This is a genomic window from Stieleria sedimenti (assembly GCF_025060895.1).
In the GTDB taxonomy this organism is placed as follows: domain Bacteria; phylum Planctomycetota; class Planctomycetia; order Pirellulales; family Pirellulaceae; genus Stieleria; species Stieleria sedimenti.
Genome location: NZ_JANZKV010000211.1, coordinates 1952 through 22444, shown reverse-complemented (window position 1 = coordinate 22444; position 20493 = coordinate 1952). Strand labels below are relative to the sequence as shown.

The window sequence follows — 20493 nt, the reverse complement described above, 5'->3', positions numbered from 1 at the left end:
CGAGGAGGGGTTGGTCAAAAGAGGGGGGCGTCGGAGTGGAGGTGTTTCAGGACTCAGCCAACCGCATCAAGCCGTCTTCCATTTCATACCGGGTGTCGAAGACGTCCAAGGATCGATGGTCGTGGGTGACGACGATGACGGCGGCTTGCTGTTCGTGTGCGACCTTGGCGAACAGTTCCATCACTTGTCGGCCGCGGTGGCTGTCCAGCGCCGCGGTGGGCTCGTCGGCCAGGATCACGCTGGGGTGGTTTGCCAGCGCGCGGGCCACGGCGACGCGCTGTTGTTGGCCGCCGGAGAGCATCGACGGCAAGTTCTCGCCCCGATCGCCGACGCCCAGATAGTCGAGCAACTCTTGAGCGCGACGGCGGGCCGATTGAGGCGTGTCCCCGTTGAGCTGCATCGCGATCTGCACGTTCTCGCGGGCGGACAAAAACGGGATCAAGTTCGATTTTTGAAACACAAATCCGAGGTGCCGGCGGCGAAACGATCGCAGATTGGTGTGCGGGACGTCGCCCTCGACCACCAGCTTGCCGCCGATCAACACGCGTCCCGAGGTCGGCGGATTGATCAGGCCGACGGCGGTCAGAAACGTCGACTTGCCGGAACCACTGGGCCCCAACAACGCCACGACCTCGCCGCGATGCACCTGCATCGACACGTCTCGCATCGCGACGACTTCGGTATTGCCGCTGCCGTAGATCTTGGTCAGCCGGTCGGTTTCGATGGCCAACGTTTCCCCGGCATCGCTCATGACAGGGCCTCGTTGGGCGAGATCCGCAGGGCTTTCCAAATCCCCAGCACGCTGGACAAGATCGAGATTCCCAGCACGATGGCGGCAAGCTGAATCAAGTCGGGTTGCGTCACCAGGACGCGTCGGGGAAACATCGGAAAGACCTTTTGCCCGACCAGGTAGGCGATTGCAAATCCGAACGCGCCCAACAACAACGCTTGTTGCAGAATCAAACCCAAGATCACGGTATTGGGGGCACCGATTAATTTCAACAGCGCGATCGAATGGATCTTGTCCAGCGTCATCGTGTACAGGATCAGCGCCATGATGATGGCTGCGATGACGGTCAACAGCACACGGAACAGTCCGATTTGGCGTTTGATCTTTTCGACCGTGCCCTTGAGCAACAGCTCACGTTGTCCGTCGGAGGTGTACACCGAGACGTCGCCCCAACCGCCGATGATGTCGGCGACGACATCGGCGTCCGCATCGGGCTTGAGCGAAACCATCACGGCACTCAGCCCGGGACGGGCGACGGCGGGCAATTCGCTTCCCGGGCGTTGCGCGTTGGTCAAGAGCATCGGTTGCTGTGCGACCAGATCAAAGCGGCGACCGCGGGCCTCCCGGGCGGCCCGTTCCAGACGGACCGCTTCACCGGGCACATCGAATTGAATCGCCTGGGCATCGCGGACGGTCACAAACGCCATGCCGTCGCCGCTGCTGCCGATCATGTTGTTGGTCGTGCCGACGACCGTGTAGGTTTCCTGCCCCAGCTCGATGCGATGTCCGACCGGCAGCCCCAGCGATTCGTTGGCAATCATTTCAAAGTGGTTTTGACGCAGCGCTCGGCCGCCGGTTAACGCGATCCACTCCCCCTTGTCGGTCGGCCAGCTCAATCCCATCACCGCGATCCGCAGGGGCTTGCCGTTCCGCTCGCGTTGAATGGTGTGGTAGACAAACTCACGGGCCGAGGCGACGCCGGGCACCGCCGTCGCACGATGCACCAAACTGGGCGGCACCCGCGAGACTTCGGCGAACGGGCCACGGGTGTCACGTTGGACGATCCACAAATCGGCATCGACGCGATCGATCAACAACGTCGCGTCTTCGATGACGCCACGGTAGATCCCTCCCATCCCCATCACCACCATCAACAACATGCCCACGCCGAGAGTGGTCAACGCAAATCGTCCAAAGCTGTAGCGAATGTCCTTCAAGGCCAGATTCATGATTCGTCCACGCTCACGTGACTTCCGTCGACCAATGACGCGCTGCCATGACGCGGCATGACCACCTGATCGGTTGCGGAAAGCCCCAAGATGACTTCGACGCGGTCACGTCCGCGCAATCCGAGTGTCACCGGTCGCAGCCGAGCCACCCCGGAATCATTGACGAACACGGCGTGACCGTTTTTGGTACGCACTAATGAAGCGGCATCGATTTGAATCGCGTCGGGCTTTCTGCCGGTTTCCAAATACACTTCGGCGCGCTGCCCAACGGCCCACTGATCTGGCAACGCGTTGGCTTGCACGTCGACCACAAATTCGCGTGTTTCGCGATCGGATTCGTTGGCCAATCGAACCACGGTCCCCGGATACGATTGCTCGGGTTGGGAACGGAACACGATGCGGGCGGGTTGGCCTTCGGCGACCCTCGACATTTCCGTTTCATCGACCCAGGCGCTGATCCAGAGCACGTCGGTGGAAATCAACGTCAGCATGCCGCTGCCGGGCACCACCACATCACCGGATTCGCGATGTCGCGCCGTAATCAAACCGCCGAAGGGGGCGAGGATCCGAGTGTCGCGCAACCGCGCCTGATGGTATTGAAGCGTCTTTTCCGCCGCCAACAAAACCTTTTGTCCCTCGGTAATCGCCGCTTCGGCGCGGGCCACGTCGGCGACCGCAACCGACATCGCTTCGGTGGCACGTTCGAACTCCTCTTGAGACGTGGCCGATCGTTCCAACAGACTCTCCAGCCGTCGACTGGTTCGTTGCGTTTGGTCCAGCACCACCGTCGCCCGTTCCTTATCCGCACGCAGTCGCACGATGGCCGCTTGGGAGGCGGCCACGTTGGCTTCGGCGATCTCGACTTGCTGCTGCAGTTCGGCCGCGTCCAACTCGACCAGCAAATCGCCCTCGGCGACCGTGTCACCTTGGTCGGCCGAGACCACCGTGATCCGGCCGGAAATTTTGGGGCTGATCGTTGTCGACACGCGGGCCTCGAGGGTCCCGGTCCCGATGATTTCCGAAACGATCGGACCGCTGCGAACCGGAACCGTTTGGACCGGAACCGGCCGAAACCGCAGCCAGTAAACCGCCCCCGCCAGGACCACCAAGACGGCCAGCCACTTCGCAAACGTCCTCGACCATTGGATGAAACGACTCTGCATGGAAACCTCTTCAGGTGTTCGGGCGTTCTGAGCTTGTGTCAGCGGGCTTAGAATATACACATTAACATGCAGGATAGGGCTGCGCGTCAAGGTGATTGCCGCCGCCGCCGTCGTTGCTGCCCTGCCCCGCTCGTCCCTTCGTCGCCCCGCTCGTCCCTTCGCGCGGGCAGATTCCGTTTCCAATCACACCAGTTCAAGGACCATCCATTGGGATCCATCGGTTCGCTTCAGACGCCGCTGTGTGATGTGCTGAAATGCCGCAACCCGATCTTACAGGCGGGCATGTTCATGGAACGGTCACGTCGCTGGTGTTGCTGCCGCAGATCGTCGACGCGGTCTCGATACCGGTCGTCGGATCGGGCGGTTTGGGAAGTGGTCGCAGCCTGGTCGCCGGACAAGTCACCGCGATCGACTCGGCGGCAACGGTGACCCGGCGGATCGTCGACGAAGCCGAAGCGGTGATCGACGGCTTCGCCCGATCGGCGGGTCCGGCCGGTGACTCCGATCCGATCACCTGACCGGGACGGTGAATCTCTGGACGCACTCGGACCGTTGCAAGAACTTCCAAGCGGGGTTCGGCTCCAGCCGCGGCAGGCTGGGGGCGGCGTGGCTGACGGGGGTCCAAGACGCCGCGATGGCCGACGATCCGTCCACCGCGCCTTGTCCGCGGTTTGCTTTGGCGGTCAGAGCGGTCAAGCGTTCGACCCGCACGGCCAAACCGTCGGCCGGGCCCATCAAGGTGTTGCCCAAGATCTCGATCCCCGCGCCGGCCGATCCGCCGCCGATCAAACGCAGCGGCGGATTACCCGTGGCCACGACGTAGTTGCTTTCGATCCGCAGGTTGTCGGGGATCGCCCCCTGGTGCGACCGCGAATAGATGCCGCATCCGTTGACGTTGGCGATGAAGTTGTTGCGCAAGATCGCATCGGCGGCGGCTTGGATTCCATGGTCGCCGGTGTCCCAGATCACGTTGTCTTCGATCACGTTGCGCGGTTGACCGGTGGTACCGTAAACCGTGATGCCCGGATACTTGGTGCCGTGGATCACGTTGCCGACGATTCGATTGCCAAAGCTTCCCTGCTTGATTTCGATGCCGTCGCCTTGGCTGACGTTCGGGCCGTCCAAGTCGTGGATGTAGTTGTGTTCGACCAGCGAATCGGAAAAGACGCCTTTCCCTTCGTTGGCCCCCAAGTAAAACGCTTCACCGTGGCCGGCGGTATGATGAATGTGGTTTCTGCGAAGCGTGATCCGACGATAGACCGTCCCTTCGTGATTGCAGGTCACGGCGACGCCGCCGATGTGGTGGATGTGGAGATTTTGAAGGACCAGATCGCTCGACGGGGTCCCGCTCGCATCGGGTCCGATACGAATGCCCGCCGCGCCGCCGGTGATCTCCAAGCCGCTCAACACGAGGTGTCGGCAGCCTTCAAGATTCATCGAGTTCTGCTTCGCATCGGGGCGACGAAACAGGACCCGTTCGCCCTCGGCGGCTCGAATCACGATCGGATTGCCCGGCTCGCCACGGTGTCGCAGCACCAACCGTCGCGGGTCCGAGTAGACGCCGGCACGAAAGACCACCTCATCACCGGGCTGCAGCGAATCACCGCCCAGCCGGGCGAACCAATTGTCTTGAGGTCCCAGTCGAATCACCTCGGCAGAGGTCCCAGGTGCAAAACAGAACACCAGCACCAGCGATGCTGCCGAGGCGAGTTGACGGGATGTCGGATTCATACTTCGGACAGCTTTTCGTAGTCCGCAGCGCAGGCACCGGCCAAGCAGGCTTCGATGATCTGACGACCTCGCGGATCGAGATCCGGATCGAGGAAGTGGCGGATTTGATTGTGAAAGAACTCGGTCAAGATTTCGGCTCCGCGATCGTATCCCTCCGTGCCGACTTCGGGCTGTGTTTCCACTTGCAAGAACCAATGCCCGATGATTTGCCCTTCGACCTGGATCGTTTTCGGCGATTTGCCCAGCAGGGTGCATCGCGAATCAATCAATTTGTCGTCCGCAAAGGGAATCGATCCGCGACGGGCAAGGTATTCGCGGGCGATCCACTGCGGTGCGAATCCGGTCGACCAGCAGCCGATGTGCTGATTCGGGATCAGCACGAACATGGTATCACGCGTGTTGAGAACTTGGTTGAGCAAGATATTGGCCTGATCGACGCGTCGGCCCGTGGCAAAGGGCCAATAGGACCCTACGCCTTCGCTGCTCATGCCTTCGGTATCCACGATAGACGGGTTGCCGTGACCGCGCGGCGCGACCAGTCGCCACAGCCACGCCAGGGCTGGCGGCAAGACATGGAACACGCCGATGATCCCATAAGTGGGATGTTCCTGAGTGCAGGGTGGGCAGCGAACGCCGAAACTGCGGATGTCCACGGTCACCGGGTCATTGACGATTCCTGGGTACTTACTGCGTGGAAAGATCAAACGTGGGTTGGGACACGGTTTTCCGGGCTGGTCCTCGATGTGGTCCCAAATCAAGGCCGTTGAACCGGGCGTTGCGTCGATATTTAAAAACAGCAGCGGCTCGTCGGGATGGATCGTCAGGTGTTCCAGGTGCGGGTCGGTTCCGTAGCGTGTGATGTGATTGACTCGCAGAAACCAAGCCTGTTCGGCATCGATCACCGTCAGTTTTCTCTGACGGGATTGCGGATCCTGCAGATCCGGATGGCACAGTGCCATATCGTCGGTGACCGGTCGCAGTTCGCATCCCAGCGGCAGGGCCAAGTGCCGTTTCTCACCGTTGGTCAGGTTTTCGCCCAGCAACAACCGCCCATCGGATTCGCGGTGCATTTGTTCGAGCATTTCGCTTTTGCCGCCACCCGACGCACCTTCGTGCATGATCGTGGTGGTGTTGTCATAGGGCGTCACCACCTGCACGGTCGAACAGTGGGCGGTCGTCCAGTCCTGTTTCTCACCCAGCGTGAGCAGCATCCCATAGACGCCCTTCTTGGCCGACGGCCCGGGGTACAGATTGTAACTGTACAGCTCGTGCAGCTCCTCACGGCGGTTGTGAACCACAACCTGCTTGCCGTCGAAGTGGGTGTGGCGAAATGGCGGCGCGATGTAGATGATCGCCGAGTGATGGTAATCCTCCCCCTTGGCTTCGATCTCTTCGATCGGAATGATACCCTGCAACATCGCCAAACCGAGCGCAAAGAACCCGGCGTTGGCGGGGCAAATCGCGACCGCGGGCAAACCTTTGCCGTCGCGTCCGGCATTGAAAAAGAAGCACGCCAAGTCCTGTTCTTTCAGCCAGGTGAACGTCTGCTGACGCAGGTCCTCGAAATCGCTGCCGAATCGTTTGCGATACGTCATTTTGTCGGTCGCGCGATCGTCTGCGATCACCATGCACTCCGAATCACGGCGACGCATGTAGGGATCCAGATAATTCGCGCTGATGCCATTCTTGACCCGGCAGACCTTGGCCTCGGGGACAAACTCGCCACCGACGTCGTAGCCGACCGTGAAATAACCTCGATCATCGACTTGATCCGGCGGCACAGCGGCCTCGACGAGTTCCGCCACCGACCCAAAAAAACGAACCGACTTTGCTTCCGAGAGCACCGATTCGGCCGAACGGGACAGCGAAAGACGGGGCAAAGTTGACGTAATCATGAATTAGAATTCGTGGAAAGTGGTGCAGTGGATTTCGACCTGTTCAAACGATCGATCGGTCCGCCGCCATCATCGCGGCAGAATCCTATCAACCAGGGGACAATACGTTGCATAAATATTCCACCGCCGATGCATTGAAAAAACAAATGCCCGCGCGGGTGTAAGGTGGTGGCACAGCACCCGGTGATCGTCCCACCGACGGGGACCGAAATCCAACGGGAATCGCGTTGGGCGATTTCACGCCGGGGAGTGCCGTGATCACTCCGGACTCTAGTCCTTCAAGTGGCCTTCTCGCTCCATCTGATTGAGTTCTCGCAGCAAGGCGAGCGACGCTTCGGTTTCTTCGGTCACAACGACATCGGCACCGCTTCGCACCAGTTTATCGATGCTGGCCTGGTATCGGCATCGCACCAACAGTTTGCCCTGCCGATTGATCTTGCGAATCGCGCGGACCACCCGCAGGGCGACTTGATCATCGGGAACACACACGACGACGAGGGCGGCATGGGGAACTTCTGCGCGACCCAGGATATTGGAATCACTGGCATCACCGGCGACGGTCCGAAATCCCAATTGCGAGAACGGATGTAAGTTCACGGGGCTGAGATCCATTAGACAAACGTCCTTGCCCATGGTTTCGAGTTGCGATGCGATCCGCGAGCCGATCGGCCCTGCCCCGATGACCGTCGCCAACGGCGACGAGCTGGCGTCCGCCGCAGTTTGTGGCGTCGATTCGACATGCAGGGATTCATCCTGGACCAAACGCAAGCCGAACTTCATCAGCCACGGCGTCAACACAAGCGAGCCGACGGCGATCGCGACGACGCGTTGATAATCGATCTCGCGCAACACACCCGATTCGACGCCCAGCAAGACCAAGACGAACGCGAATTCACCGATATGCGCCAGCCCGATCCCCATCCCCAAGGCACGCTTGGGCGGCATGCCGGTCAATGTTAATGCAACGGTGCCGGCCATCGTTTTGAGCGCGATGACTCCCGCCAGTGCGGCTCCCATCGAAAGCGGTTCTTGCCAAATCAGCGCCGGATCGAAAATCAAACCCAGTCCGACAAAGAAGACGGCGGCAAACGTCTCCCGGAACGGCAGCACCAACGCATCGATCTGCTTGGTCCAACGATTGCCGCTAAAGATCAAGCCGGCGGCGAAGGCGCCCACGGCAGGTGGCAGACCGACCGAATGGGCCGCAAGCGTCACACCGCCGAGCGAAACGACCGTGAACAGAATCACCAATTCGGGACTGCGGTATCCAGCAAACAACGGAATCAACCAGTTGGACAAGAGGTGTCGCAGGACGATGACGGCCAGCACGAACGCGAGTGAAACAAGTGCCAGTCGCGCATATTCGCCGAGACTGGGGGCGTTGCCCTCTCCGGTCAGTAGCGGAACCATCAACAACAGCGGAATCAACGCAGCGTCCTGAAACAACAGAATCCCGATCGTGCTACGGCCGTGCGGCCGCTGCGACTGGCCCCACTCCGACAACGCTTTAAAAACCAAGACCGTCGAACTGAACGCAACCGCCGACGCGATGAGCACAGCCGACTGCCAGCTCATCCCCAGACCGATCATCACCGCAGTGACTGGGATGGCGACCAGTGACATCTGCGTGAACCCGCCGACGAAAAGCGTGGTGCCCAAACGTTTCAGGTCATCGAGCGAAAACTCCAACCCGATCGAAAACAACAGCAGAAACACGCCCGCTTCGGTGAAGTGCTCCAACTGATGGGTTTCATCGAGCACCCATCCCAAAACGCCCTGGCCCAGCAACGCGCCGACGATCAAATAACCGATCAACACCGACGCGTGCAGCCACCGGCAAACCAATCCGGCCAATAACCCCGCGGTCAAGATGAACAGCAAGTCGTGAATGAGCGTTTGCGTCATCGTGTCGGGCAGGTGTAGGGAATGCCGAGGCGTCGTGGGAGTGATCCGGATCCATGATCTCCTGGATGTTGTACCCGAAAACCAGACTCGGTCGACTCACCGTACCCCAGGCGTCCCGGACCGCTGCCTGCCTGACTCTAGGGACCGCTACGACCCTTTTCCACGGCACCCTCCATCCAAAAGTTGACGTTGCGCTCGATCGCCGAGGCTCTCATCTTTTCGACGCTGCGATGAAACAGCTGCGCCGTTCGGGTCGTGCTGATGCCGAGTCCCTCGGCGATGGCCCGGAATGCCAGTCCCTTGTTTGTCCGATTGAATCCCAAACGCGACATCACGATGTGTTTGTCACGATCGTCTAATTCGTCCATCAGTCCCAGCAGTTGCTTCCGAAATTCAGACGCTTCCAGCGAGGCGAGGTCGCTGGGATCGGAGTCATCCGCAATCGGGTCGACGCTATCAAGCGACTCGCTCATCGAGACGGCTCGAAATCGTTGGTCGCGATGGTGGGTATCGAATAACGATCGCTGAATCACCGTGTAACTGTACGTGCTGAAGCGAAAACCACGGCGGAAGTCGAATCGGTCTACGGCGTCCACGAGCGCTGCATTGCCGACACAAACCAATTCGTCAAAGTGATCCGAGAGCGGTGAGGCGTACTTTTTTGCCAAGGACACCACTAGCCGAAGATTGGATTCGATCAAAAGACCACGCGTTTCAAGAATCCGCTCGATCAGGGTATCGCGGGTGCGGAGCATTTCATCGCACCCGCGGCATGATTGGATCTCGTTCTCCAATTCCGAAAGCAAGTACTTCAAATAGTTGAGCTTGCGAAAGCCGTGGTGCTCTTGCGCGCGGCTCAACAGCGGAATGGTCCACAGACGGGCCAGGTAAACGGGCAGGTTCGCCGGCGGTTTCTGCTCCGCCGTCTGGTCAGAATCGGGCATCGGCGCCAGGAGCGTCAAGTCCGCGTTGGGTTCGGTGAAGGCGTCGATGAAAATGAAGCGATTCAACCCGTTGTCACGGCGCCGTGATCTCCGGCCCATGCTGGACTCGACCGAGCGTCGATGCGGATCGCGCGTCTGCTGCTGAATTTGCGGGGAAGAAGACGTCGACGGGCTGGTCGAGTCGGCGGCGAGGAGGATCACGGTCGGAGTCTCCAAACAGGCGTTGCGAGGAATTGTCTCAATCACGCGGATTTGCACTTTAGGATCATACGGCTGATCCCTAAAGTTAGACAAATAGAAAGCATCCGCATGTCTCATAGAAAAATACAAAGCGAGATTCGCGATGGTTGACTGGCTCAACTACCACCACCTGCTGTACTTCTGGATGGTTGCCAAGGAAGGAGGCATCACGGCGGCGGCCGAGTTGCTGCATCTTTCGCAGCCGACGCTGAGCACCCAGATCCAGAAGCTGGAAAAGTCGATGGGCGTGAAGTTGTTCGATCGAAAGGGGCGGTCCATGCTTCTGACCGATACCGGCCAGGTGGTTTTTCGGTACGCGGACGAAATCTTTCATCTGGGCCGCGAAATGACCGACGTGATCCGTGGTCGCCCCAGCAATGATGCATTGCGATTGGTCGTCGGTGTGCCCGACGTGCTGCCCAAGTTGATGGTCTATCGCATCCTCCGCTCGGCGCTCGAAATGGAACATCGCGTGAAACTGGTGGTCTATGAGGGCAAACTGAAAGACTTGCTCAGTGAGCTGGCGCTGCACCGCTTAGACGTCGTGCTGGCCGATTCCCCGTTGACTCCGGGGGTCAACGTGCGGGCATTCAATCACCTGCTGGGACAGTGCGATGTCACGGTGTTCGGAACCGCGACGTTAGCTAATAAATACAAGGAGAAATTCCCCGTTTCTCTTAACGGGGCGCCAATGCTGCTGCCCACGCAGAACACAACGTTGCGTCGTGCACTCGAGCAGTGGTTTGATGAAATGGACCTTCGCCCCGAGGTGGTTCACGAATTCGAGGATAGTGCGCTGTCGAAGGTCTTTGGTCAGGCCGGCGAGGGAATGATCGTCGTGCCCACCGCGGTGGCCGCCGAGGTTGGCCATCAATACTCGCTCGAGCCGATCGGCCGCATTTCGGAAATCACCGAACGTTTTTACGCAATTTCCGTCGAACGCAGGCTCAAACATCCGGCCATTGTCGCGATCTCGGATGCCGCCCGATCCGTCTTGTTTGGAGACCAGGCGACCTGATCGAGATTGCGCCCCCTCCTCTGCTGGCAGGTCTTGATCGCGTCTCGGTGTGTTTTGATCTCGCATCGAAAAATGCTATAGGACTTGCAGCATGATTGAATAGAACGCGAGCGGATCGACGGGATAGGATTGGAAGTGCTCCGGCACGTTCGGAGCGAATCCACGTTAGCAACCGACTTGAGAGCGATGACCATGAAGCTTTCCATCCATTTCGGAGATTTCGAACCGTCCCGATCGTTCCAACAAGATGTGTCCGATCTCATTCGGAACGCTGTGGAACGATTCGGATCAAGAGTCCGCAGCGTCAACATCAGCCTCAGGGACATCAATGGCCCCAAGGGCGGGGTCGACAAACAATGCCGGTGCGTCGTTCACTTGAAACGAATGTCGCCGATCGTGATTGATGATTCCGACGAAAGTTATCGCAGCTTGGTCAATCGCGTCGCCGAGCGCGTCGCTTATCGCTTGAATCAAAAAATCGACCGCGTCCAAAAGGGAAGACGATCACGACAGTCACGCGGCAATGAGAACGATTCGGAATTTCCCATGCAGCCGGTCGCCGATCATCCGGACACCGTGGCGGCACCGATAGCGCGGGTGTCACATGCCGGCGTGTACGACGCATACGAAACTCGTTGAGCAGTGATCCGGCACCACGACGGCCTGTCGATCGAATCGATGTTCCGAAATCAACGCAATGATTTCGGCCGGGCGCGTGAGCAAGGGGCGTTGCGTGGCCCCTTGCCGACGCATGCAGGCTTACATCGACAGGCCGGCCGCGGTGTCGACAACCGACGGACTATTTTGATGTCAGCGACAAAACGCCGTCAAAGTCGCGTGACGGCTGGGTGAATTGAACGCGGACGCGCCCCAAGAGATCGCGACAGGGTCGATCGTGGGGATAGTCCTGGATCAAGGTTTCGATTCGCCGGGCAGAGGATTCGAATCGCGCGTTTTCGAAATCGTCGAGCGCCTGTTCGTACTCGACCTTCAGTCGCCTGGCGGCTTCGTCGACATGCAGCGGAATTTCGTAGACGTTGATGCAGTGCTGGATTCCGACGACCGACAGTTTGGCCAGTCGACGGCATTGATCGGTGCATCCGGCCGACCGCACCGTTGTCTCGCCGGCCAAACAGGCGACACCGAGTTGTTTGGTCGCCGATTGCAAGCGAGAACTGAGATTGACGGTGTTGCCCAACGGGCCGTACTGGAACTTTTGCCGCGAGCCGACGTTGCCGACCAGCGCCGGCCCGGTGTTGATCCCGACCCCGGCTCCGAACTTTTGTGGCAGCACACTGCTCCACCGCAAACGCAGCTTCTCGATCGCCCGCAGCATCGACTTGGCGCACTCAAGGGCACGGTCGGCATGGTCGCGTTGGTCGCCGGGGGCGCCCCACATCGCGAACACTTCATCGCCCATGTAATTGACCAAGACGCCGTCGGAATCGATGACGCACTGGCTGAGCTCGGTCATCACGTCGTTGATCCACTCGATCGCTTTCCGCGGCCCCAGTTTCTCTGTGACGCTGCTGAACTTGCGAATGTCACAGAACAGCGCCGTCACGTTGATCTCTTTCGCTTCCATCAGTTGTGGGTCGGAGACCAATTGGTCGGCCACCTTGGGTGAGAAAAATTCGGCCAAGGAGTTGCGAATGCGTTCTTGGTTTCGACGAGCCAGGCCGCCGGCCAATGCCCCGGCCAGAATCTCGATCAGCGTCGCTTCCATGTCGCTGATGCCGGTCGCCAGCGAGCCGCTCGCGCAAATCGTTCGATCGCCGTAGATGACCCCGATCACCTGCTGTTCGGCATTCAAAATCGGCGACGCGACGGCACACTGCACGCTCTGCAGTGACGGCGCCAAGCGATCGGCGTCGTTGTCCGCAACGTTCCCGTCGGCGGGCTTCGATCCGCCCATCAATCCCGTCTTGGGTTGGTGGATCACCGTCAAGCAGGTCTCGCTGACACGTTTCAGCAGCGTCGTACTGATCCGGCCGCGCGGGTCGCCCAGTGATCCTTCACCGCGGGTGTGGTGGGCGACCTGGAACCAGCCGCCTTCCAATTCCGACTCGACGGGCAACTTGTCGGATTCGGCCGTCTCGCCACGCAGCAAGACGACGGTTCGATCCAAATCCACCATCTCGGCCGCCGCGCTGGCACACTTTTGAAAGAACGCGTTGCTGCCGACCGATTCCTGGACGACTTGCAAGGCGAGCTGAAGCATCTTGTTGACCTCCTGGCCTTCGGATTGCGCGAATTGCCCGATCGCAGCGGTGTGCTCCACGTAGCTTTGCCCGCCCGGCACCAGCGGCAGACTTTCCAGGCTTCGATAGTCGGCCGATCCCATTCCCGACGCATCAACCGCTTCGATCTGCAGCGTCAATCGTCCGCCCAATTCGACCAGAATTTCGTCCTCGAATCGGCGGACTTCTCCCGGCAGGATCTCTTGATCGCCGACGATCACGACCGGGCAGTGCTCGTGCAGATTCTTCAGTTCAAAGGCAAACGATTCGACCGGAGAGACTTCCATCCATTGTCGCGACATCTCCTTTTGCCGCACATCGGCGACGACCAGCCGTGTCTCGGTTGCCGTCTGATGCAAGGCGACCGGGGGCGGATCGCCTTTGCGTGGATCTCGTCGCCCGATCACCACCGGCTGGTCCACATGCACCTCGCTGATTCGCAGTCCGGCATGGAGGGTGGCGAGACGAAGGTGGGACATGGAAAAATGAAGGGGTCAAAAAAGAAATGGGTCAAAAAGTGGGTTGGTCAAAAAGTGGGGCACCGATGACTGGCGAACGATTTGCTCGATGGAGCCCCGGCCGTGCGGAATGACGGCAGGAGACGGGGGATGGGGCTGCTTTCGTCTTTCATTGTTTGACCACCCCATTTCCTATACCTTGCCCCAGCGCGTCGCTCTAACGGCGACTGATCCGTAGCAGCGATCCACTGTCGCGTTGAAATTTATCGTCGACGACCCAGGCGTTTCGCAGCAGGACATAGAGCGTCCCGTCTGGTGAAAACCGCAGGTCCACCGGACGACGCAGTCCTCCGGCAAAGGTCTCGGCGGGCCCGCCGGTCCGGGCGTCGATGCTGCGGATCCAGCCGTGCACAAAGTCTGCGAAGACATAGCGGCCGGCGAGTTCGGCGCCGGCGGTATCGGGGGCGAAGTCGCCACCGGCGATGGAGGCTTCGCGGTAATGGTGAATCGGGCCGGTGTAGCCCGGTCGATCGATCGGTCCGTGTTCGATGTCGGGCCAGCCGTAATTGGTTCCGGCGACCCCGGGATTGATTTCTTCAAACTTACCGCCGACGTCATTGATCAACATCCGCCCGGTGACTGGATCGATGGCGAAGGTAAACGGGTTGCGGCAACCGAGTGCCCAGATGGCTTGGTACTTGCCTTCGGTTTGGTCGACGAAGGGATTGTCTAATGGGATGGACCCGTCTTCCAACAGGCACAAGATTTTGCCCTGCAAGGCCTTCATGTCCTGTGCGGGTTTCTTTGCCGTCTGTTCGCCGATGCTGACATACAGTTTTCGGTCGGGGCCGAAGTGCAACGCGCCGCCTTGATGGCCGGCCGGGACGTTGCCGCCGAACTTACTCTGGTCGTCGCCGCGGAGCAAGATTTCCTCGCTGCTGGGGTCCGCAACATCGCCGCGGACCCGAAACCGGCTGACGCGATGATGCGTGAACGGTTTATTGACGACATAGCAAACGTACAACCAATTCGTCGCCGGGAAATCCGGGTGAACCGTGACGCCGATCAGGCCGCGTTCCCAGTGGTGTTCGACGTCCAGGGTGAGCATCGGTTGTTCCAGCAACTTGCCATGCTTGACGACTCTCAGATGACCGTCTTGTTCACAGACCAGGACACGCCCGTCGTCAAGCACTTCCATCGCGGTCGCGCCGGAGAGTCCGGTGACCAGCGTCTGGATCTCGTAGCCGGTGGGGATTTGAATCGGCCCACGCGTCGCGGACCCGAATTTATCGCCGACGCCGGTACGCAGCGTTTCCAAGTACGCGATCAGGTCCGTGAATTGCTGCTTCGTTAACTCTTTGGCCAAGTTATCGGGCATCGTCGACGTGGCGCTCGGTTTGATCGATTCGATGTCACCGCGGGCGATCCGCCACTGTTTGCCCGCGGAATCATGCAACAACAGAAACTGTTTATTTTCCTGCGTGATGACACCCGACCGAACGTCCCCGGAGGACGTCAACACGACACGGGTCTGATAGCCCTGGACGATCTGCCGTGACGGTTCCAGCAGGGATTCGATCAGGTGGATGCGATCAAACTTGCCCCCGATCTTGGACAGATCCGGTCCGACCTTGCCGCCCGACGGGCCGACCTGATGACAGGCCAGGCAACGGGTGACGCGTTCGTCGTCAAAGAGCTGCTTGCCGCGTCGGGCGTCGCCCGCGTGCGTCAGCGCATGCCGTGCGAGTTCTGATACCGAGGGCGGGGCGGCAGGCGAACCCGCCGACACGATGGAGATGACGAGGAAGCAGCCGGCGAGCGTGAGACGTTGCATCGTTGATTCCGTGAAAAATTAATTCAGCGCGGCGGCGTCGAAACACTACTGCAAAGAATACACGAAATCGGATGAACCGAGGCGATCGCGTTTTGATCGTGCAACAAGACTTTGGGCCGGTCGACACCCTATCGGCCGGCTGAAGGCGTTTCCCACCCTGCCGGCCCATCTGCTATCGGCGACGTTGTGATTGCGTCGAATCGGCGAGCGACTCGGGGATCCAGGGTGTGCCGGCGCGGAAGACGCGTTGGTGGTACATCGCCAAGGAACGCAACGCGTGGCCTTTGGGACCGATGCTCCAATCATGATCCAAGTCGGAGCCCATCGAGCGGAGGAGAAACGCCACGGCGGCGACCAGGCGGCGGTCTTGCAATTGATCGTCCGGCGTGACGGTCAACAACCATTCAACGATGTGTCCTGTCGTTTGGATCTTGCGATCGACGTTGCCGTTGTCGGCTCGGCCGTCGAACCAATTGGTACTCATCGAACCGTCGCGGTTCTGGAGGGAATACGCATAGTTGACGAAGTCCTCGGTAAAGATCTCGGCGCGTTTCCACTGGCCCGTGATCGGTTTGCCTTCGGCGCGTCGTTTGCGTAGGGCGTGTGTGTAGCCCATCAGACGATGCGTCCCGCCGCAGGCGCTGCCGACGATCGGCTGTTTCAGCTCTTCTTCGATCAGCCGTTCGAAATCCCAGCGGGTTCCATCGGCGGCAACCCACCTGCTGTCGGTGTCGAGATAGTGCGACAGTCCGATCAGCGTGAACGTCAATTCTTCACCCGCCTTGCAGGCCCGCTTCTCGGTGTCGATCAATGCCGTGACATCGTACTTCACCTTGCCGGCGTACAAGGGATAGTCCGCGGGAACATTGCACATGCCCAAGACGGCCAGGAACTGACCTTGGTGGCCTTGCAACCCGACGCCGCTTTTGGCTTGGATTCCGTCGGCGTCGTGGGTCAGCAGACGTTGCCCACGACAATTGTTGTTGCCGGCGATCCAGGCGATCGTGCTGTAGTGTTGACGCCCGACGGCCAACTTGGTGTCCGCACCGAAAACCATCATTGCGTGCATCATGCCCCAGTTACTGCGTCCGGTGGCGATCTCTGGACGCTGGTAAAAGTAGGTCAGGATCCGTTCGATGCCGCGTCGCATGTTCGCGACCGACGGCGTCGGAGTGACTTCGGCGGCGGGGCGACCGGTGTAGTCGAGGACCGGCGATTCGTCGCCCTGCAAGTCGCCAATCGATGCCGAGGCAGCGGCCTCGGCTTGGGGTTCCCGGTCGACGCTCTGCCGGGTCGGTTTCGCCGCTTCCTTCTGCGTTGTCTCTTTCTTCACCGCAGTCGAGGTGCTTTCGACGAGGTTGGTCAGCGGTTTTCGTTTGGGCAGCGGTTGGGCGTCGTCGGCAGGTTGCCCCGAGGGCTCGTTCAGTGACGCGGGGGATGCGTCCGCCTTGGCAGCCGGCCGCTCACTGTTGCCGGTGTCACTGTTGTCGGTGTCACTGTTGTCGGTGTCGGCCGACGTACTCGCGTCCGGGGGTGGCAGCAAGGGCAGTTCACCGGTCGGAACCTCGCGAGTCGAGTCGACGGAGGATTTCGCTTCTCCCAGAGACATCGATCGGGGCTGTGACAAGACCTGCGATTGGGGCTGCGACCGGCTGCGTTTAGAAAAATCATCCCGCGGGGGCAACGCCGGCGTGAGGTTGTCGGTCGGTGCCGACTCCGTCGTCGCTTCCACGATCGGCCGGGTCGATCGGGCAACGGGGTCTCGCAACGGCGAAACACGATTGATCGCGTCACGGGCGATCCAGCCGTCTTCGGCCACGACAGCATTCGATGCGCGGCGGGGTTGCACGGACCCCATGTCTTGCGATGCGTCCGGCTTGGTCGGCGACGCTCCGCTGGCGTGCCCCGGTGGAGTTGCGTTGGCGTTGTCCAGTTCCACGTCGCCCGGCGTGGGGATCGACGGGGCGGCGGGTTTCATCGAAGGCAGGCTCGGCAAGCCGCCACGGAAACGATCCAGGGGGCCCGAGGCGGGCGTCGCGGAAATCGTTTTGGAAGCCTGCGGGGCCCCCGTGCCTTCGGCAACGACGGCGGTCGCCTCTTGGTCTGCGGCCGCCGCGGTGGTCGCAGGCCGCTTCGTCCAACCGCTCTCGGCAGGCAACACCTCGGGCGCGGCCTCGGACTCCACAGCACCGAGCGTCACGTCCTTCGGTGCCGTCACGTTGGCCGGTGCCGTCACGTTGGCCGGTGCCGTCAGCTGGATGGCTCCGTCGGCGACGGCAACGCCGGCCACGCCGAGCGCGAGTCCGGCGGTCAATCCGGCAACCGCGGCGCGCAGCTGCCGACGTTTGACGAACTTTCGGGGGGGATTCGGTTGACTTCTAGTTGGGCGGATCGGCACAAGCGGGCTCCATCGAAAGCAGAGGGTTAGTGTCTGCTATCGGAAGCAATTCGCTTGGAATTCACCTAGAAACGGACCTCGGTTTGACGAAGAAAAGCTCCGTGAGGTGGAGAAGTTGTGCGGGCGGGTTGACTGCCAATTGCGGAAAAATTTCCGTTCCGACTCAAGGCCTAGTTTCGTCGCAGCGTGGCGGCGGGATGCTGTTTCTGGAACCGCTGCTGGCCCAGTGCGGTGACGGAGTCAGCACTGACATAAACGTTTTTCAGATTTTTCAGATCATCCAATTCGGCCAGTCCGTCATCGCTAATGGACGTTCCGTAGAGCCACAACCATTCGAGTTGTTTGAGCTTTCCGATCGGTGCCATCGCGGCATCATCCAGATTCGATTTGGCCACCCCCAATTGTTTGAGATCGGGACAGGCCTTGACGAGAGCAGCCATAACGCCATCGGCGATTCGTGCATTGCTCAGATGCAGTCGTTCAAGTCTGAGTGTGCCAAGGTGTTCGAGATCCGCGGCCTCGACCACGTTGCCTTCGAGACGAATTTCCGTCAGCCCGGGCAGTTCGCGAACGAACCGAAACACTCCACTATCGAGTTGCGGATTGTCACGCAGCGTCAGCTGCGTGAGTGACTCGAGCTCGGCGATGCCGTCGAACGCCTGGTTGGTGATCTGGGGGCAGCTACCGAAGTTGAGCGAGTTGAGTTGCTGTTTGTCGCACATCCCCGTGATCAACGCTTGGACTCCCGCGTCGCTCAATTGGGCTTTTTGCAGCCAGAGTTTGGAAAGGGACGGGATGGCAAGGATGGCGTCTTTGCATTCGTCTGTGAGTCGGCTGGACGTGACGGTCAAGGATTGCAGGTGGGGATGCGCTTTCAACGCGGCAAGGCCCTGATCGGTGACGACGTCGGAATCAATCACCAGCCCTTTGATCGGCAGCGTGGCGATCATTCGAATCTGTTGATCGTTGCTGTTGATGCGGGTCATGAAGACGGTGTGGACGTCCTTTTCCTGACGCAGCTCCTTGAGCGTTGCGTCGGTCAGTGCGGTGCGCAGGTGGACATTCTTTTTGTCGATTGCTGTCGTGACGCTGTACGCTTTCGCGGGCGTGAATCCCGGCGAATCGATTCTCAAGGTGCGGAGATTGGGAAGCAGCTCTTTCAATCGATCGGCGCCGGACTGGGTGACATTCGTCGCGCGAAGATTGATGTATCGCAGGTTCGTGAGTTCTTTCAGATGCAACAGCCCTTCGTCACTGACAGGCGAATCGGAGATGGTCAAGTACTTCAGTTCCCTCGCCGCGCCGAGACATTTCATCCCGGCATCGGTGATCGGTGATTGATAGGTCGACAAGGAATGCAGGTCCATTCGGCCGAGATGTTCCCAACCGGCGAGTGTCAATTCGGGCGACCGCATCAGGGACAGGTAGGTGGCGGTTTTGATTCGGGCCAGATGCTCGCATTGCTCGTCCGTCAAATCGGTCGCGGACAAGTGCAGTTTTGTCAGCTGCGTCAAACGGCTGATGACGTCGATCAAGTCTTCAGTCACCTGCTTTGTCGACAGGCTGAAGGACGTGAGGCGTTGAAGTTCGCCAACCGCCCGCAACGACTCGATGTCGATCGGAGAGAACCAGGAAAGGGACGATAACCCTTTGACCCCCTTGAGCTGTCGGATGCCGTCGGCGGAGAAGTGGTTGTCGAGCAGATGCAATCCAGTCAGCGCGGGGAGATGTTGAAGTTGTGCCAGCCCGGCGTCGGTCACAGCGGTTCCGGCGAAGGACAAGTCGGTCAGCTGTTTGCAATCGAACAGGTGCTTCAGGCCGCCGTCGGTGATGCCGTTGCCGGACAGGTTGACTCGCCGCAGCCGGGGAAGAAACTTGAGCCAGAACAGATCCTCGTCGCGACTGATTTGCAGAGAATAAATCGCTCCGCGGGTGGAGCGTTGGACACGGACCCCGGCGGCGATCAAAGCTTCCACGGCGAGTTCTTCTTTCGTCATCCTCAACCGTTTGGATTCCGATGCAGCCAGTTTGGCGACTCGTTTGGTGTCGTCCGCGGCGAGCCGGTCAAGAGCCATCAGGGCCGCTTCGGTGCATTCACTGTCGCGGGTGATTTCCGCCAGCGCGCGGACGCATCGTTCGGCGACGTTGAAATCGTCATCGCCGGCGGCATGTTCCAAACTCGCGATCGCGTCCTTGCCGCATTCGATCAAGAACAGATACGCCACTTGCCGCCGCGAGAATTTGGTGTCGGACAGTCGGCGGATCGCGGTTTCGATCGACCTTTCATCTACGCGATCTGACTTTGAACGCAAACTCGGCCGATCCGAGCGTTCAAGCTGCGGGGCGGAGTCTTGCTGGGGGGGCGTTTCTTGGGCAGAGGGCACCGACGCGACCACCCCGCAAAATAAAACCGCTGCGAGCACCGTGACAGAGCGAAGCCTACGAGTCATCGAACCACCCTAGAAAAGATTGCTGCCAAACCAGACGCTCACGCGCTCCACCGGACTCCATCCATTGAACCGATCAGTTTAACCGATCAGAGGGATGGTTTTGGACAGTCATCGCGATGCTTCGGTGAATTTTTGCTGCTCTGTCCCGATTGGCATTTAGGGTTGCGTTTATCGAGCGGAAAAGACCGTTGGTGTTCAGCCTTTAGGCGTTCCCACTCGCTGCGGAGCAGCGACAGAGGGTGGCTAAAGCCCAATACC

At 59.9% G+C, this 20493-nt stretch carries 14 protein-coding genes; 3 read left to right on the top strand and 11 right to left on the bottom strand.

The annotated features are described in order from the left end of the window. Positions 1–46: 46 nt before the first annotated feature. The 3 genes from NZK35_RS25810 to NZK35_RS25800 are packed head-to-tail and all read right to left on the bottom strand — an operon-like array spanning position 47 to position 3122. On the bottom strand, positions 47–751 hold the full coding sequence (locus tag NZK35_RS25810) for an ABC transporter ATP-binding protein (RefSeq protein WP_259635403.1): 705 nt from the start codon (positions 749–751) through the stop codon (positions 47–49). Continuing rightward, entirely contained in the window at positions 748–1959 is a 1212-nt protein-coding gene (locus tag NZK35_RS25805; RefSeq protein ID WP_259635402.1) for an ABC transporter permease, read from the bottom strand. Before NZK35_RS25805 ends, NZK35_RS25810 begins: the two co-directional genes overlap by 4 nt. Further along, positions 1956–3122 carry an efflux RND transporter periplasmic adaptor subunit gene (locus tag NZK35_RS25800; RefSeq protein ID WP_259635401.1) on the bottom strand — a complete coding sequence of 389 codons (1167 nt, stop codon included), beginning with the start codon at positions 3120–3122 and terminating at the stop codon, positions 1956–1958. The genes NZK35_RS25805 and NZK35_RS25800 overlap by 4 nt, the downstream gene beginning before the upstream one ends. Before the next feature lie 254 nt (positions 3123–3376). Between NZK35_RS25800 and NZK35_RS25795 the strand changes: the two genes are divergently transcribed. Further along, the gene (locus NZK35_RS25795; RefSeq protein WP_259635400.1) at positions 3377–3640 is read left to right on the top strand and encodes a hypothetical protein; all 264 of its coding nucleotides are present in this window, start codon (positions 3377–3379) and stop codon (positions 3638–3640) included. Here NZK35_RS25795 and NZK35_RS25790 read toward each other — a convergent pair. From NZK35_RS25790 to NZK35_RS34765, 4 genes are all read right to left on the bottom strand, one after another. Continuing rightward, positions 3633–4853: a right-handed parallel beta-helix repeat-containing protein gene (locus tag NZK35_RS25790; RefSeq protein ID WP_259635399.1), complete on the bottom strand. Its 1221-nt coding sequence runs from the start codon at positions 4851–4853 to the stop codon at positions 3633–3635. The two genes, NZK35_RS25795 and NZK35_RS25790, sit on opposite strands and share 8 nt — an antisense overlap. Next, a complete protein-coding gene (locus tag NZK35_RS25785; protein ID WP_259635398.1) occupies positions 4850–6748 on the bottom strand; it encodes a DUF4914 family protein in 1899 nt (632 codons plus the stop codon). Before NZK35_RS25785 ends, NZK35_RS25790 begins: the two co-directional genes overlap by 4 nt. Before the next feature lie 270 nt (positions 6749–7018). After that, positions 7019–8653, bottom strand: coding sequence for a cation:proton antiporter domain-containing protein (locus NZK35_RS25780; RefSeq protein WP_259635397.1), 1635 nt, complete (start codon positions 8651–8653; stop codon positions 7019–7021). Positions 8654–8790: 137 nt separating this feature from the next. Beyond that, a complete protein-coding gene (locus tag NZK35_RS34765) occupies positions 8791–9798 on the bottom strand; it encodes a sigma-70 family RNA polymerase sigma factor (RefSeq protein WP_259635396.1) in 1008 nt (335 codons plus the stop codon). 142 nt (positions 9799–9940) lie between these two features. Here NZK35_RS34765 and nhaR point away from each other — a divergent pair, with 142 nt between their 5' ends. Further along, positions 9941–10855, top strand: coding sequence for a transcriptional activator NhaR (gene nhaR, locus NZK35_RS25770; RefSeq protein ID WP_259635395.1), 915 nt, complete (start codon positions 9941–9943; stop codon positions 10853–10855). Between the two features lie 192 nt (positions 10856–11047). Next, positions 11048–11494, top strand: a complete 447-nt coding sequence (locus tag NZK35_RS25765; RefSeq protein ID WP_259635394.1) for a hypothetical protein — start codon at positions 11048–11050, stop codon at positions 11492–11494. A 160-nt stretch (positions 11495–11654) separates the two neighbouring features. Here the strand turns inward: NZK35_RS25765 and NZK35_RS25760 are convergent, their stop codons facing one another. From NZK35_RS25760 to NZK35_RS25745, 4 genes are all read right to left on the bottom strand, one after another. Continuing rightward, positions 11655–13574, bottom strand: coding sequence for an adenylate/guanylate cyclase domain-containing protein (locus NZK35_RS25760; RefSeq protein ID WP_259635393.1), 1920 nt, complete (start codon positions 13572–13574; stop codon positions 11655–11657). Between the two features lie 196 nt (positions 13575–13770). Further along, positions 13771–15387: a PQQ-dependent sugar dehydrogenase gene (locus tag NZK35_RS25755; protein ID WP_259635392.1), complete on the bottom strand. Its 1617-nt coding sequence runs from the start codon at positions 15385–15387 to the stop codon at positions 13771–13773. A gap of 172 nt (positions 15388–15559) precedes the next feature. Beyond that, a complete protein-coding gene (locus NZK35_RS25750; RefSeq protein ID WP_259635391.1) occupies positions 15560–17785 on the bottom strand; it encodes a hypothetical protein in 2226 nt (741 codons plus the stop codon). Positions 17786–17955: 170 nt separating this feature from the next. Next, positions 17956–20235, bottom strand: a complete 2280-nt coding sequence (locus NZK35_RS25745) for a leucine-rich repeat domain-containing protein (protein ID WP_259635390.1) — start codon at positions 20233–20235, stop codon at positions 17956–17958. Positions 20236–20493: the final 258 nt, after the last annotated feature.

What these genes read in the sequence shown, in the direction of transcription:
- NZK35_RS25780 (WP_259635397.1), bottom strand. Translation starts at nt 8,653, where the DNA reads ATGACGCAAACGCTCATTCACGACTTGCTGTTCATCTTGACCGCGGGG.
- NZK35_RS25800 (WP_259635401.1), bottom strand. Translation starts at nt 3,122, where the DNA reads ATGCAGAGTCGTTTCATCCAATGGTCGAGGACGTTTGCGAAGTGGCTG.
- NZK35_RS25765 (WP_259635394.1), top strand. Translation starts at nt 11,048, where the DNA reads ATGAAGCTTTCCATCCATTTCGGAGATTTCGAACCGTCCCGATCGTTC.
- NZK35_RS25745 (WP_259635390.1), bottom strand. Translation starts at nt 20,235, where the DNA reads ATGACTCGTAGGCTTCGCTCTGTCACGGTGCTCGCAGCGGTTTTATTT.
- NZK35_RS25810 (WP_259635403.1), bottom strand. Translation starts at nt 751, where the DNA reads ATGAGCGATGCCGGGGAAACGTTGGCCATCGAAACCGACCGGCTGACC.
- nhaR (WP_259635395.1), top strand. Translation starts at nt 9,941, where the DNA reads ATGGTTGACTGGCTCAACTACCACCACCTGCTGTACTTCTGGATGGTT.
- NZK35_RS25805 (WP_259635402.1), bottom strand. Translation starts at nt 1,959, where the DNA reads ATGAATCTGGCCTTGAAGGACATTCGCTACAGCTTTGGACGATTTGCG.
- NZK35_RS25760 (WP_259635393.1), bottom strand. Translation starts at nt 13,574, where the DNA reads ATGTCCCACCTTCGTCTCGCCACCCTCCATGCCGGACTGCGAATCAGC.
- NZK35_RS25795 (WP_259635400.1), top strand. Translation starts at nt 3,377, where the DNA reads ATGCCGCAACCCGATCTTACAGGCGGGCATGTTCATGGAACGGTCACG.
- NZK35_RS25755 (WP_259635392.1), bottom strand. Translation starts at nt 15,387, where the DNA reads ATGCAACGTCTCACGCTCGCCGGCTGCTTCCTCGTCATCTCCATCGTG.
- NZK35_RS25785 (WP_259635398.1), bottom strand. Translation starts at nt 6,748, where the DNA reads ATGATTACGTCAACTTTGCCCCGTCTTTCGCTGTCCCGTTCGGCCGAA.
- NZK35_RS25790 (WP_259635399.1), bottom strand. Translation starts at nt 4,853, where the DNA reads ATGAATCCGACATCCCGTCAACTCGCCTCGGCAGCATCGCTGGTGCTG.